This window comes from Comamonadaceae bacterium OTU4NAUVB1, from assembly GCA_024372625.1.
Classification (GTDB): domain Bacteria; phylum Pseudomonadota; class Gammaproteobacteria; order Burkholderiales; family Burkholderiaceae_C; genus Variovorax.
Window position 1 is genome coordinate 1,795,550 of sequence record CP099605.1, and the last position, 14,094, is coordinate 1,809,643.

A 14,094-nucleotide genomic window follows, 5' to 3' on the forward strand; every position below is an offset into this window, starting at 1 on the left:
AGGCGGACGGCCCGCTTGCGCTAAGGTGCGACCTTCGTCGTCCACCCGCACCCATCGCACCATGGCCCCCCTTCCTCCCGCCGCCACGCGTCCGGCGCCCCGGCATTTCTCGATGATCCGCGGCTTTCACCTGGCCGACGCCTTCACGCTGGGCAATGCCGCCTGCGGTGTGGGCGCGGTGTTCCTGGCGATGGCCTACGTCGCCAGCCGGTCGACGGAACTCTTCCTCTGGGGCGCGGCGCTGGCGCCGGCGGCCTTCGTCTTCGATGTCTTCGACGGCCGGGTGGCGCGCTGGCGGCAGACCCATTCGGCGCTGGGGCGCGAACTCGACTCGCTCGCCGACGTGATCTCCTTCGGCGTCGCGCCGGCCGCGCTGGCCTTCGCGGCCGGACTCGACGGCGGCTGGGACTGCATCGCACTGATCTATTTCGTGTGCTGCGGCGTCAGCCGCCTCGCGCGCTACAACGTGACGGCCGAAGCCCTGTCCGAAGGCGCGGACAAGGTGAAGTATTTCGAGGGCACGCCGATTCCGACCAGCGTCGTGCTGGTGGGCGTGCTGGCCTGGGCCGCGTGGCAGGGCCGGGTCGGCGACGCGGTCTGGGGCGGCGCGTGGACCCTGGGACCGGCCGTGCTCCACCCGCTGGCGCTGCTGTTCGCGCTGTCGGGCACGCTGATGATCAGCAAGACGCTGCGCATCCCGAAGTTCTGAGCCGTTCGACGGCGGTCCGGGCGCGCCGCGATGGCGTGAGCGGTTCCACCGGCCCATGAAGCCGACGAGGCGCGCATCGGCCTCGAATTCGCCAAGGACCACGTGCCATGACCCCGTCGCCCGCCGCCTTCGCCTCGCATTTCGCGCGCTCCCCGCTTTTCCCGCGCTCGCCGGTCGCAGCTCGGCCACCCCGTCCGAACCCGCGTGTCGCAGGCCGCGCCGGCCTCGCCGTCACCGCCGTGGCGGCCCTGCTCGCCGGCTGCGCTGGCATGACGCCCGCCGGGGGTCCGCGCACGGTCACCATCGAGCGCACGGCGCACGGCATCGCGCACGTCACCGCGCCGGACCACGAGGGCCTGGCCTACGGCACCGCCTACGCCCACGCGCAGGACAACGTCTGCCAGACCGCCGAGCACCTGCTCACGGTGCGTGGCGAGCGGTCGCTGTTCCTGGGGCCACAGGCGATGGGCGACTTCGGACTCGGGCGCCTGTCGAACGCGCAGATCGACCTGTTCGTGCGCCAGCACATGGACGACGCGACACTGGCGCGCGCGGCCGGGTCGATCGGTCCGGACGCCCGGGCCGCGCTGCGAGGCTATGTCGCGGGGTACAACCGCCACCTGCGCGACGTCGGCCCGGGCGGGCTGCCGGAAGCCTGCCGCGATCGCCCGTGGGTCAGGCCGATGACGCCATCCGACCTGTCGCGCGCCACCGAGCTCTCGATGATCCAGGGGGGCCTCGGCGCCCTGGCCGGCGCGGTGCTGGCGGCCAGGCCGCCGCCGCCCGCGACGGCCCTGGGCGCCGCCCCCGCCGAGGGTCCGGTCGACCCGCGCGAGGCCGTCGCCGAGATCGCGCGCCACAGCTTCAACGCCAACCCCGAGGGCGGCGAACTCGGCTCCAATGGCTGGGCCTTCGGCCGCCGGGCCACGCCCGATGGCCGTGGCGTGCTGCTGGGCAACCCGCACTTCCCCTGGAATGGCACCAACCGCTTCTGGCAGCTCCACCTCACGATCCCGGGCCAGGTCGACGTGATGGGCGCGACCGGCGGGCTGAGCCCCGTGGTGGCCATCGGCTTCAACCGGGACGTGGCCTGGACGCACACCGTTTCCACCGGCAAGCGCTTCACGCTCTACGAACTCACGCTCGACCCGGCCGACCCGACCGTCTACCTCGTCGACGGCCAGCCTCACAGGATGCGCACGCGCACGGTCGAGGTGCCGCTGCCCGACGGAACGACCCTGCGGCAGACCTTTCACGCCACCGACTGGGGACCGGTGATCGCCCTGCCGCGCGCCGGCCTCGGCTGGACCGCGCAGCGCGCCTACGCCCTGCGCGACGCCAACACGCTCAACGTGCGTTCAGTGGAGGGCTGGATGCGCATGGCCCGGGCGCGCAACGTGGCGGAACTGCGCCTGGCCATGGGCAACCAGGGCATGCCGTGGATCAACACCCTCGCGGCCGACCGCGATGGCCAGGCGATGGATGCCGACCTGTCGGTGGTGCCGGACGTGTCGGGCGAACAGCTGCGCGCCTGCGCGCCCTCGCCCGCCGCCGCGGCCCTGTTCAACGCGGCCGGCCTGACCGTGCTCGATGGCGCGCGCAGCGCCTGCGCGTGGCGGCAGGACGCCTCGGCCGCCGCGCCCGGGCGCATTCCCCCGGCGCGCATGCCGGTGGTGGTCACCGCCGACTGGGTGCAGAACAGCAACGACAGCTTCTGGCTGAGCCAGCCCGACATCGCCCCGGCGCCCGACGTCTCGCCGCTGGTCGGCGCGGTGGGCACGCCCCAGCGGCTGCGCACGCGCAGCGCCATCCAGGAGATCCGCGCCCGGCTCGCCGGCACCGACGGCCTGGCGGGCGACCGCATGGGCGCCGCCGAGGTCCGCCAGGTGATCCTGCGCGACCGCAACCTGGCCGGCGCGCTGGTCGTGGACGACCTCCTCGCCGCCTGTGGCGCACCGGACCGCGCCGGCCACGCGGCCCTGAGCACCGATCAGGCCACCGGCTGCCGCGTGCTGGCCGGCTGGGACCGCACCAGCACGGCCGAGGCCCGCGGCGCGCCGCTGTTCCGCGAGTTCTGGCGCCAGGCGAAGGACGTGCCGAGGGTCTGGCGCGTGCCTTTCGACGCACGCCGGCCCGTGGCGACGCCCACCGGGCTCGACATGGCCACGCCCGTCACGCGCGAGGCCGTCCTCAAGGCGCTGGGCGACGCGGTGGCCGCACTGCGCGCCGCCGGTTTCGCACCCGACGCGACGTTGGGCGAGGCGCAATGGCACGACGTGCGCGGCCGGCGCGTGGCGCTGCACGGCGGCGACGAATTCGAAGGCGTGCTCAACAAGCTCGAATCGCAGGGACAGCCCCGCATCGCGCCGGGCGGCTATCGCGTCAATTACGGGACCAGCTACCTGCAGGCCGTGACCTTCGACGAGCGCGGACCGGTCGCTCACGGCCTGCTCACCTATGGCCAGAGCAGCGATCCCGCCTCGCCGCGCGCCTACGACCAGTTGCCCCTGTTCGCCGCCAGACGCTGGGTGCCGCTGCCCTTCCATCCGGAGGACGTGCGCGCGCAACGCGAAGGGCCGCCGCTGCGGCTGGACTACTGACACCCCGGCACCCGCACGTCCAGCCCCCTTCATCCCTCAACGCCGACCCGTCGAACACCCCATGACCCATCCGATGCCCCACGCCGTTCCCGGCCTCGCCCAGATCGTGCGGCTCGGCGCCGCGCACCCGCTCGATCCGGCCTGCGACCACTTCTATTTCCTGCGCCACGGCCAGACCGGACGCAACGCGCTGCGCATCTTCCAGGACGTCGACGAGCCCCTGAGCGAACTCGGACTGATGCAGGCGGCGCGCGCGGCCGGGCGGCTGGCCGGCGAGCCGATCCGCACGGTGGTGTGCAGCGACGCCCGCCGCGCCTTCGACACGGCCAGCGCGGTGGCGGCCCGGCTCAAGCTCGTGCCGACGCCGGAGGCGCGCCTGCGCGAGCGCCACTTCGGCGCGCTGATCGGCACCTCGTCGGCGAACATCGACTGGGCCTGCGAACCCGAGGGCGGCGAGACGCTGGCGCAGTTCGTCGAGCGCAAGCGTGCCGCGCTCGACGCGGCCCTGGCGCTGCCCGGCCCCGTGCTGGTGGTGGCGCACGGCGGCACGCTCTACGCGCTGGCCGCGCTCCTGGGCGTGCCGGTGGACGCCGGCGTGCTCGGCAACGCCCAGCCGCTGCGTTTCGCGCGCCGCGACGGTGTCTGGCGGGCCGAGGCGCTGACGCTGCCGCCGATGCCCGGGCAACCGGGAAGCACCGGCCAGGACGCCGGCGCCGCCATCGCCTGAGCGGTCTCGGCCGTTCGCGGCGGTTAGCGGCGTTCCAAGCCGTCCGCCGTGCACCACCGCGAACCGGCCTCTTTTCTTTTCCCTCTCCACCGCCACGTTCATCGCCATGGATTTCAAGAACTATTACCAGGTGCTCGGTCTGGAGCGCACGGCGTCGGAGGACGACGTCCGCAAGGCCTATCGCCGGCTCGCGCGCAAGTACCACCCGGACGTCAGCAAGGAAGCCGACGCCGAGCAGAAGATGCGCGACGTCAACGAAGCCAACGACGTGCTGCGCGACAAGGAAAAGCGGGCCGCCTACGACGCGCTGGCCGACCGCGTCGCGCGCGGCGGGCGGCCCGATGGCGACTTCCAGCCCCCGCCGGGATGGGACGCAGGCTACGAATTCCACCGGGGCGGCGCCGGCGCGGGTCCGGACGGGCCCGCCGACCAGGCCGACTTCAGCGATTTCTTCTCCTCGGTCTTCGGTGCCGCCGAACGGCGCGGCGCCGCGCGACAGTCCTACCGCGCCAAGGGAGAAGACCACCATGCCGCCATCGAGATCACGCTGGAGGACGCGCTGCGCGGCAGCGAGCGCGAGATCTCGCTGCGCGCCGTGGAGACCGGCGCCGACGGCCAGCCCGCCTTCACCACCCGCACGCTGTCGGTGAAGATTCCGCCCGGCGTGCACGAGGGACAGTACGTGCGTCTGGCGGGTCAGGGCATGCCCGGCCACGGCGGCGAACCCGCGGGCGATCTGTTCCTGGAGGTGCGCATCGCGCCGCACCGGCTCTACCGCATCGACGGCCGCGACCTGACCATGACGCTGCCGGTGACGCCGAGCGAAGCCGCGCTGGGCGCCGCGGTGGCGGTGCCGGTACCCGGCGGCGGCACCGTCGAGGTCACCGTGCCGACCAAATCGCGCAGCGGAATGAAGCTCCGGCTCCGGGGTCGGGGCTTTCCGGGCGCGACCCCGGGCGACCTCTACCTGCTGCTCGACATCGCCCTGCCGCCCGCCGACGACGATGCCGCGCGCGCGGCCTACCGCCAGCTCGCCGCCGTGACGGCCGGCTTCGATCCACGCCAGCATCTGAAAGGCTGAATTCCATGGCCCGCTTTTCCGTTTCCTCGGCGACCGCCTCGCGCTCGGACGGCGCCATCGCCGTCACCGCTTCGGTGCTCGACGCCACGCCGTCGCTCGCCGCGCGCGACCTCGCCCATGCCTGTGGTGCCGAGGTCGCGTGGGTGGTGCAGCTGGTGGAGATCGGCATCGTCGAGAGATCGCCGTCCGAGCCCGTCGCCGGACCCGAGCAATGGCGTTTTCGCGGCGTCGACCTGCGGCGCGCGCTGGAGACACGCCGGCTGCAGCGCGACTTCGGCGTCGAACTCGACGCGGCCGCGCTGATCCTCGACCTGCAGCACGAGGTGCGCCGCCTGAAGGCGGCGTTGCAGGCCGGCCAGCTCGGCCGTTGACGCGCCCGACGCCCTCGTCGCGCGCTGCCCGCCCTTCTTGTCCTTTTCGCCCTACCAGCCCTACTTGACCTGCTGCTTCTCCAGCTTCCGGGCCAGGGTGCGCCGATGCATGCCCAGACGGCGTGCCGTCTCGGAGATGTTGAAACCGGTCTCGGCCAGCACCTCGTGGATGCGCTCCCATTCGAGCGTCTTGATCGACGAGGCGCGGTTGGTCAGTTCGACCTCCGTGGTGCCTTCCGCGCGTCCGAACGCCGCCTCGATGTCGTCGGTGTTCGACGGCTTGGCCAGATAGTGGCAGGCACCGAGCTTGATGGCCTCGACGGCCGTCGCGATGCTGGCGAAGCCGGTCAGCACCACGATCAGCATGCCCGGGTCGTGCGCGTTCAGCAGCCTCACGCAGGCCAACCCCGAACTCTCGCCATTGAGCTTCAGGTCGACCACGGCGTAGCGCGGTCCGGGTTCGCGCTGCAGCAAAGCGGCGACCTGGTCGAAGCTGTCGGCCAGGCTCACCGTGTAGCCCCGCCGTTCGAAGGAACGCCCGAGGATGCGCGCGAAGGCCGCGTCGTCCTCGACGATCAGGAGATGGCGTGCGTCTTCATCGGACATCGGTGGCTTCCTTGTGCTTGTCGGCGGCCAGCAGCCGCTCGAGTTCGTCGTCCAGCGCGATCGTGGCCAGCGGCAGGCGCAGCGTGACGATGGCGCCGCCTTCGGCGCGGTTGGCCGCCGTCACGCTGCCCCCGAGCGTGCGCAGCACGTTGACGACCAGGAACAGGCCCAGGCCGCCGCCCGGACGGCCCTTGCTCGACTGGTAGGGCTTGCCCAGCTGCGCCAGCATGCGCGGGGCGAAGCCGCGGCCGGTGTCGGTGACGGTGATGACCAGCGTGTCGCCCGCGCGCGTGGCTTCCAGCGCGACGTAGTCCGGTGACGCCTCCAGGGCGTTGTCCAGCACGTTGCAGATGGTCTGCTTGAAGGCGGAGTCGGACACCATCGACAGGTCCTCGCCGAAGTGGTTGGCGTAGTCGAAGACCACCACCGGGCGCGTGGCGCGCCACTCCCGGGCCACGTCGTCGAGGAAGTCGGCCACCGTCGTCGCCGCCGACGACTCGCCGCGCGCCTCGCCGGCCGACAGCAGGATGCCGCTGACGATCGACTTGCAGCGCTGCAGTTGCACCTGCATCTCGCCGATCTCCTGCAGCAGCTCGGGATTGCCCTTGAACTCCGGCATGCGCCGCCAGTCGCCGAGGATGACCGACAGCGTGGCCAGCGGCGTGCCCAGTTCGTGGGCGGCGCCGGAGGCCAGCAGGCCCATGCGCACGGCGAGTTCCTCCTCGGCGGCGCGCTGGCGCAGTTCGGCCAGCCGCTCGTCGCGCGATCGCAGGTTGGCGTTGATGCGGCTGATGAAGACGATCAGGAGCGCGGCGTCGAGGGCGAAACACGCCAGCAGACCCTGGATGTAGGGACTGGACAGGCCCTGGTCGTGGTCGAGCGCCAACGGCAGCGGCACCGAGAAGATCGCCAGCCCGGCCAGGCACAGGATCGTGACGACCGCCATCGTGGCGCTCGACCAGGCCTTCAGCAGCACCGCGCCCAGGATGACCTGCAGCAGGTAGAGGAAGACGAACGGGTTGGTCGTGCCGCCGCTCAGGTAGAGCTGCGCCGTGAGCAGACCCAGGTCCACCAGCATGTTGAGGAACAGCTCGCCGTTGGTCACCTTGCGCCCCAGGCGGGCGCGCTGCAGGCTCAGGAAGTTGAAGACGATCAGGCAACCCAGCACGATCGTCATCTGGTCCAGCGGCAGCCGGATGTCGAAACCGAAGTGCACCACGCCGATCGTCACGATCTGGCCGAAGGCGGCGATCCAGCGCAGCTGGACGAGTTGCTCCAGGTTGCGCAGGCCGGCGGCCGACTCGATCGCATGGCCGCCGCGTGGCAGCCTGGCCTCGCGCCGCGACAGGCGACGCAGCGAAGGCAGCCGGATCATGGCCGGTCCGGACGCGACGCGGGAGCGTCCCGACCCGCCCGCTGCGCGGGCCGGCCCTCCCGCCACCACTCGCGCCCCAGGTAGGCGGCGGCCAGCGCGACCATCAGCGCGAGCCCGTACCACGTCAGCGCGTAGACGAGGTGGTGGTTGTTGAAGCGGATCACCGTCAACCCCGCCGCCGGCCAGATGCGGTCGGCGTCGGCCATAAGCTGCGGCTGGGCGCGCTCGGCGGCGGTGGCCTCGGCGTCGACGAAATAAGGCAGCACGTCGCCGAGCCCCCGCGCCCGTGCGATCGCGACGACGTCGCGCGAATGCCAGCGTCCGGCGGACGGATCGTTGCGCCGCAGGAAGCCCCCGCCGGGCTCGCTCGGGCGCAGCAGTCCGACGAAGGTGACCGTGGTGCCTGCACCGGGCGCGGCTGCGCGCTCACCGCGCGCGGCGGGCTCGCGGCGTTCCGGCGGGACGAAACCGCGATTGACCAGGACCACGCGCCCGTCCACGAGGCGCAAGGGCGTCAGCACCCAGAAGCCGCCACCGAGTTCGGTGCTGGCCTGGACGAGGGTCTCCCGATCGTCGAGGAACGTGCCCGTCAGGCGGAGCCGGCGGTACTCGTCGCGCCGGGGGTCGATGCCGACCGGCGGGTCGACGGGTTCGGCCTGCAGCTGACGCGTCACGCGCTCGATAAGCGCCAGCTTCCAGATGCGGCGCTCGATCTGCCAGGTTCCCAGCGCCATCAGTCCCGTGAACACGGCCAGCGCCACGATCGCCGCCAGGAGGCGCATCGCGCCGAAGCGCCGTGACGGGCGTGCGACAGCGGCAGCCATGAAGGCGCGGGAGGACCGCCCGGGTGCGTTCAAGACGACGGCGTGTGCATTCCGTGGTCCATCATCCCCGGCATCATGTTCGTGTTGAGGTGATACATCACCCACAGCGAACCCGCCAGCATGATGACGAGCAGGACCAGCGTGAAGATCAGCGCCAGCAGGCTCCAGCCCCCTTCGGAACGCGTGTTCATGTGCAGGAAATAGATCATGTGAACCACGATCTGCACCGCCGCGAAGGCCAGGATCACGATCGCCGTCGTGCGCGGGCTCTCGATCACGTTGCCCATGACGAGCCAGAACGGGATCGCCGTGAGGATCACCGCCAGGATGAAGCCGGTCACGTAGCCCTTGAGCGTGCTGTGGCTGGCGCCGTCGTGGTGATCGTCGTCGTGGCCATGGCCGTGGCCGTGGCCGTGGTCCTTGTCGTGGCTGTGGTCGACGTTGTCGGGCGCGGCGTGGATGCCGCGCGGGGACTTGTTCTCGAAAGGCGCCGCGGCGCTCGGGCTGGCGCTCATTTCAGCACTCCCATCAGGTAGACGAAGGTGAAGACGCCGATCCAGACGACGTCCAGGAAGTGCCAGAACATCGACAGGCACATCAGGCGGCGGCGGTTCTCGGGGATGAGGCCGGTGCGCCCGACCTGCACCATCAGCACCACCAGCCAGATGCAGCCGAAGAAGACGTGCAGCCCGTGGGTGCCGACCAGCACGAAGAAGGCCGAGAGAAACGCGCTGCGCTGCGGTACCGCGCCCTCGTGGATCAGGTGGGCGAACTCGTAGAGCTCCAGGCCCAGGAACCCGAGGCCGAGCAGTCCGGTGATGGCCAGCCAGGCCAGCGTCTTGCCCTTCTGCCGCTTCTGCATCTCCAGCATGGCGAAGCCGTAGGTGATGGAAGAGAACAGCAGCAGCGAGGTGTTGATCGCCACCAGCTTCAGGTCGAACAGGTCGGCGCCCGACGGACCGGCCGCGTAGCTGCGCCCCAGCACGCCGTAGATGGCGAACAGGCAGGCGAAGATGAGGCAGTCGCTCATCAGGTAGAACCAGAACCCCAGGAGGGTTCCGTTCTCCACGTGATGCTCGCCCGGAACGTAGAAGCGCAGGTTGTCCGGCGCGTCGACGCTGGCGGTGTTGGAAGTGGTCATGACGGCGGAATCAGACATGGGCAGCCATGAGGCGGGTGCGATCGCCCTCGATCCGGACGACGTCGTCCGAAGGGATGTAGTAGTCGCGCTTGTAGTTGAAGGTGTGCACGATGGAGACCAGCACCAGCAGCGCGAAGGACACGCCGGCCAGCAGCCACATCTGCCAGATCATGCAGAAGCCGAAGCCTCCGGCCAGCGCCGAGATCACGAACCCCGCCCAGGTGTTCTTGGGCATGTGGATGGGCATGAAGCCCTGGCTCGGACGCTGGTAGTTGCGCGCCTTCATGTCGGCCCAGGCGTCGCTGTCGTGGATCTGCGGCGTGAACGCGAAGTTGTAGGGCGGCGGCGGCGACGACGTCGACCATTCCAGGGTGCGGCCGTCCCACGGGTCGCCGGTGTGGTCGCGCAGCGACTCGCGGCGCAGGAAGCTCACCACCAGCGTGATGCCCATGCAGACGATGCCGCACAGGATCAGGAAGGCGCCGAAGGCGGCGATCTGGAACCAGATCTGCAGCGACGGGTCCTCGAAGTGGTTCAGACGGCGCGTCACGCCCATGAAGCCCAGCACGTAGACCGGCGCGAACGCGAGCCAGAAACCCACCAGCCAGAACCAGAACGCGCACTTGCCCCAGAACGCGTCGAGCTTGTAGCCGAAGGCCTTCGGGAACCAGTAGGTGATGCCGGCGAACATGCCGAACACCACGCCGCCGATGATCACGTTGTGGAAGTGGGCGATCAGGAACAGGCTGTTGTGCAGCACGAAGTCCGCCGGGGGGACCGCCAGCAGCACGCCGGTCATGCCACCGATCGTGAAGGTGAACATGAAGCCGATGGCCCACATCATGGGCACCTCGTAGCGGATGCGGCCCTTGTACATCGTGAAAAGCCAGTTGAAGATCTTCGCCCCGGTCGGGATCGAGATGATCATGGTCGTGATGCCGAAGAACGAGTTGACGCTCGCCCCCGAGCCCATCGTGAAGAAGTGGTGCAGCCACACGAGGTAGGACAGGATGGTGATCACGACCGTCGCGTAGACCATCGACGCGTAGCCGAACAGCCGCTTGCCGGAGAAGGTGGACACCACCTCGGAGAACACGCCGAACGCGGGCAGGATCAGGATGTAGACCTCGGGGTGGCCCCAGATCCAGATCAGGTTCACGTACATCATGGCGTTGCCGCCGAGGTCGTTGGTGAAGAAGTTGGTGCCGACGTAGCGGTCCATCGACAGCAGCGCGAGCACGGCGGTCAGGACCGGGAAGCTCACGATGATCAGCACGTTGGTGCACAGCGAGGTCCAGGTGAAGATGGGCATCTTCATGAACGTCATGCCGGGCGCGCGCATCTTCACGATGGTCGCCAGCAGGTTGATGCCCGACAGCGTCGTCCCCACCCCCGCCACCTGCAAGGACCATATGTAGTAGTCCACCCCCACGTCCGGACTGAACGCGATCCCCGACAGCGGCGGATACGCCAGCCAGCCGGTGCGCGCGAACTCGCCGACGAACAGCGACGCCATCACCAGGATGGCGCCGAAGGCGGTCATCCAGAAGCTGAAGTTGTTGAGGAACGGGAAGGCCACATCGCGCGCGCCGATCTGCATCGGCACGACGAAGTTCATGAGGCCCGTGACCAGGGGCATGGCCACGAAGAAGATCATGATCACGCCGTGCGCGGTGAAGATCTGGTCGTAGTGGTGAGGCGGCAGGAAGCCGGGGTTGTCGCCGAAGGCGATGGCCTGCTGGGCACGCATCATCAGGGCGTCGGCGAAGCCGCGCAGCAGCATCACCAGGCCCAGGATGATGTACATGATGCCGATCTTCTTGTGGTCGATGCTGGTGATCCAGTCACGCCACAGCGGTCCCCACAGCCGGAAATACGTCAGTCCGGCGACCACGCCCAGCCCGCCCAGCAGGACGGCGGCGAAGGTGACGAGCAGGATGGGCTCGTGCAGGGGAATCGCCTCCCAGGTGAGGCGGCCGAAGATCAGCTTCGTCAGTTCGGATGAGTCGGGCATTTTCAATCTCGGGGAGTGCACATCGCCGCGACGTAGGTCCGCATCGGCGACTTGTTGTTATCGGGTTGCCAGGGCTTGGAAGCCGTGTTGTGCGTGCCGGGCTTGCCCAGGCCGCCCTCGGCGTCGATGGCCATCATCTGGTTCATGCACATCTTGGTCGTGTCGACGCAGCGGTTCAGGATGGCCTGGTACAGGTCCGGCGCCACGGTGCCGAATCGACGCACCGGGTCGCGCTCGCTGGGTTGCTCGAGCTTCATGTAGGTCGGGCGGTCCAGCGCGCCGCCACCGGCCTTGGTGCGCTCGACCCAGCGGCCGAAGTCGGCCGAGTTCATGCCGTGGAACTTGAAGCGCATGCCCGAGAAGCCCTCGCCGCTGTAGTTGGCGGAGAAGCCGTCGAACACGCCGGGCTTGTTGATGACCGCGTGCAGCTTGGTCTCCATGCCCGGCATCGCGTAGATCTGTCCCGCCAGCGCCGGAATGAAAAACGAGTTCATGACCGACGAGGAGGTGATCTTGAAATGGATGGGCACGTCCACCGGCGCCGCCAGTTCGTTGACCAGCGCGATGCCCTGGTCGGGATAGATGAAGAGCCACTTCCAGTCGAGCGCCACCACCTCCACGTTGATCGGCTGGGCATCGGCCGGAATCGGGCGCTTGGCATCGAGCCGCGTGAGCTGGCGGTACGGGTCGAGCGTGTGCGTGCTGATCCACGTGACCGCGCCCAGCGCGATGATGATGAGCAGCGGCGCACCCCAGATCGCCAGTTCCAGCTGGACGGAGTGGTCCCAGTTGGGCGAATATTCCTTCTTCGCCGTGTCGCTTCCGTGGCGGTAGCGCCAGGCGAAATAGAACACCAGGAAGATCACCGGGATGATGATCAGCAGCATCAGCACCGTCGAGATGACGATGAGACGCCCCTGCTGGTTGGCGATGTCGCCGGAAGGATTGAGCAGGACTGTGTTGCAACCGGCCAACAGCATGGCGGGGGCAATCAGCAGACCGCGGAGGTTCTTGAAGGTGGGCATGCGGTAAAAATGGAGAGCGTGCTGCGTGAGCACCCGGTGAATTTACGGCCAATGAGTCGACTTTGTCATTGGACGTTTTGTCCTATGGTCACAATCGCCCTGCGGTGAGACGCTACGGCATGCAGCAATTACAACCGGAAAACTCCGCCTAGAACCATGACGACGTCCACTCTGGCCCCCCAGGGCAGCAACACATCGACCGACAAGGACATCGCGCATGCCGTGGGTGGCGACCACGGCCAGATCGAACCCGGCGAGATCGCGGTCGGCGTGGTCATCGGACGCGCCTCCGAGTACTTCGACTTCTTCGTCTACGGCATCGCCTCGGCGCTGGTCTTCCCGACCATCTTCTTCCCTTTCGCCGACGCACTGACCGGCACGCTCTATTCGTTCGCGGTGTTCTCGCTGGCGTTCCTGGCACGGCCCTTCGGCACGGCGATCTCCATGGGCGTGCAACGCCGCTACGGCCGGCAGGCCAAGCTGGCGATCGCGCTTTTCCTGCTGGGCACCTCCACGGCGGGCATCGCCTTCCTGCCGGGTTTCAACAGCCTGGGCAACGCGTCGATCGTGCTGCTGGGCGTGCTGCGGATCCTCCAGGGGCTCGCGCTCGGCGGCTCGTGGGACGGCCTGCCGTCGCTGCTCGCGCTGAACGCACCGAAGCACCGCCGTGGCTGGTACGCCATGCTCGGCCAGCTCGGCGCGCCGCTGGGCTTCGCGGTGGCCGCGGCCCTGTTCGCCTACCTGACGGCCAGCCTGACGCGCGAGGAATTCCTCTCCTGGGGCTGGCGCTATCCCTTCTACGTGGCCTTCGCGATCAACGTCGTGGCGCTCTTCGCCCGCCTGCGCCTCGTGGCGGCCACCACCTACTCCAAGCTCCTGGACGAGCGTGAACTCGCGCCGACCGGGGTCGTCGAGATCTTCCGCGCCCAGGGTTCGAACATCCTGATCGGCGCGTTCGCCGCGCTCGCCAGCTACGCGCTGTTCCACGTCGTGACCATCTTCCCGCTCTCGTGGGTGATGCTCTATTCGGCCGATCAGAGCGTGAGCGAGTTCCTGGTGGTGCAGCTGGTGGGGGCCGCGCTGTGCGGCGTGGGCATCGTGGCGTCGGGCAAGATCGCCGACCGCTTCGGCCGGCGCAACACGCTGGGCACGCTGGCCGTGCTGATCGCGATCTTCAGCGGCTTCGGCCTCACGCTCATGGGCGGCAGTTCGCTCGCGCAGGACATCTTCATCCTGGTGGGCTTCGCGCTCCTGGGTCTGTCGTACGGCCAGGCCGCCGGCGCCGTGACGTCGAATTTCTCCGGCAAGTACCGCTACACCGGCGCGGCGCTCACGTCGGACATCGCGTGGCTGATCGGCGCGGCGTTCGCGCCCCTGGTGGTGCTGGGCCTGTCGGCGCATTTCGGCCTGGCCTACATCAGCGTCTACCTGCTGTCGGGCTGCGCGGCGACATTGGCCGCGCTGTTCATCAACCGCAAGCTGGGCGAGCGCGAGATCGAATCGGACGCCGAAGCGGCTCGCTGAAGGACGTCGGCGACCCGTTGCCGCCCCTCGCGCGCCACAGTCGAAAAAGGCCCCTTCCGGGGCCTTTTTCGCGTCTGACCGACGTGGTCCAGGGTGG

Annotated in this window: 13 protein-coding genes; 6 read left to right on the plus strand and 7 right to left on the minus strand. The window is 69.3% G+C overall.

Translation table 11 applies throughout. The annotated features are described in order from the left end of the window. Window positions 1-61 precede the first annotated feature (61 nt). The 5 genes from NF681_11905 (at window position 62) to NF681_11925 (ending at window position 5,488) form a co-directional block, all read left to right on the plus strand. Window positions 62-709 carry a CDP-alcohol phosphatidyltransferase family protein gene (locus tag NF681_11905; protein ID UST53042.1) on the plus strand — a complete coding sequence of 216 codons (648 nt, stop codon included), beginning with the start codon at window positions 62-64 and terminating at the stop codon, window positions 707-709. 107 nt (window positions 710-816) lie between these two features. Next, a complete protein-coding gene (locus tag NF681_11910; GenBank protein ID UST53043.1) occupies window positions 817-3,309 on the plus strand; it encodes a penicillin acylase family protein in 2,493 nt (830 codons plus the stop codon). Window positions 3,310-3,382: 73 nt separating this feature from the next. Continuing rightward, the gene (locus tag NF681_11915; protein UST53044.1) at window positions 3,383-4,036 is read left to right on the plus strand and encodes a histidine phosphatase family protein; all 654 of its coding nucleotides are present in this window, start codon (window positions 3,383-3,385) and stop codon (window positions 4,034-4,036) included. Between the two features lie 106 nt (window positions 4,037-4,142). Then, complete coding sequence (locus NF681_11920) at window positions 4,143-5,117, plus strand: DnaJ domain-containing protein (protein ID UST53045.1); 975 nt, start codon at window positions 4,143-4,145, stop codon at window positions 5,115-5,117. Between the two features lie 5 nt (window positions 5,118-5,122). Next, a complete protein-coding gene (locus NF681_11925) occupies window positions 5,123-5,488 on the plus strand; it encodes a chaperone modulator CbpM (GenBank protein ID UST53046.1) in 366 nt (121 codons plus the stop codon). A gap of 60 nt (window positions 5,489-5,548) precedes the next feature. Here NF681_11925 and NF681_11930 read toward each other — a convergent pair whose 3' ends face one another. From NF681_11930 to cyoA, 7 genes are read right to left on the minus strand one after another with little or no spacing between them, the layout of a single operon-like run. Beyond that, window positions 5,549-6,094, minus strand: a complete 546-nt coding sequence (locus NF681_11930) for a response regulator transcription factor (GenBank protein UST53047.1) — start codon at window positions 6,092-6,094, stop codon at window positions 5,549-5,551. After that, window positions 6,084-7,469, minus strand: coding sequence for an ATP-binding protein (locus NF681_11935; protein ID UST53048.1), 1,386 nt, complete (start codon window positions 7,467-7,469; stop codon window positions 6,084-6,086). Before NF681_11935 ends, NF681_11930 begins: the two co-directional genes overlap by 11 nt. Next, window positions 7,466-8,293, minus strand: coding sequence for an SURF1 family protein (locus NF681_11940; GenBank protein UST53049.1), 828 nt, complete (start codon window positions 8,291-8,293; stop codon window positions 7,466-7,468). Before NF681_11940 ends, NF681_11935 begins: the two co-directional genes overlap by 4 nt. Before the next feature lie 29 nt (window positions 8,294-8,322). Beyond that, window positions 8,323-8,808 (minus strand): cytochrome o ubiquinol oxidase subunit IV, encoded by a 486-nt coding sequence (gene cyoD / locus NF681_11945; protein ID UST53050.1) that lies wholly within the window; start codon window positions 8,806-8,808, stop codon window positions 8,323-8,325. Next, a complete protein-coding gene (gene cyoC, locus NF681_11950) occupies window positions 8,805-9,434 on the minus strand; it encodes a cytochrome o ubiquinol oxidase subunit III (GenBank protein ID UST53051.1) in 630 nt (209 codons plus the stop codon). The genes cyoD and cyoC overlap by 4 nt, the downstream gene beginning before the upstream one ends. A 10-nt stretch (window positions 9,435-9,444) precedes the next feature. After that, window positions 9,445-11,448 (minus strand): cytochrome o ubiquinol oxidase subunit I, encoded by a 2,004-nt coding sequence (cyoB, locus tag NF681_11955; protein ID UST53052.1) that lies wholly within the window; start codon window positions 11,446-11,448, stop codon window positions 9,445-9,447. Between the two features lie 2 nt (window positions 11,449-11,450). Further along, window positions 11,451-12,473, minus strand: a complete 1,023-nt coding sequence (gene cyoA, locus NF681_11960; GenBank protein UST53053.1) for a ubiquinol oxidase subunit II — start codon at window positions 12,471-12,473, stop codon at window positions 11,451-11,453. A gap of 156 nt (window positions 12,474-12,629) precedes the next feature. On the opposite strand from cyoA, the gene NF681_11965 reads away from it, so the two are divergent. Next, window positions 12,630-13,997, plus strand: coding sequence for an MFS transporter (locus tag NF681_11965; GenBank protein ID UST53054.1), 1,368 nt, complete (start codon window positions 12,630-12,632; stop codon window positions 13,995-13,997). Window positions 13,998-14,094: the final 97 nt, after the last annotated feature.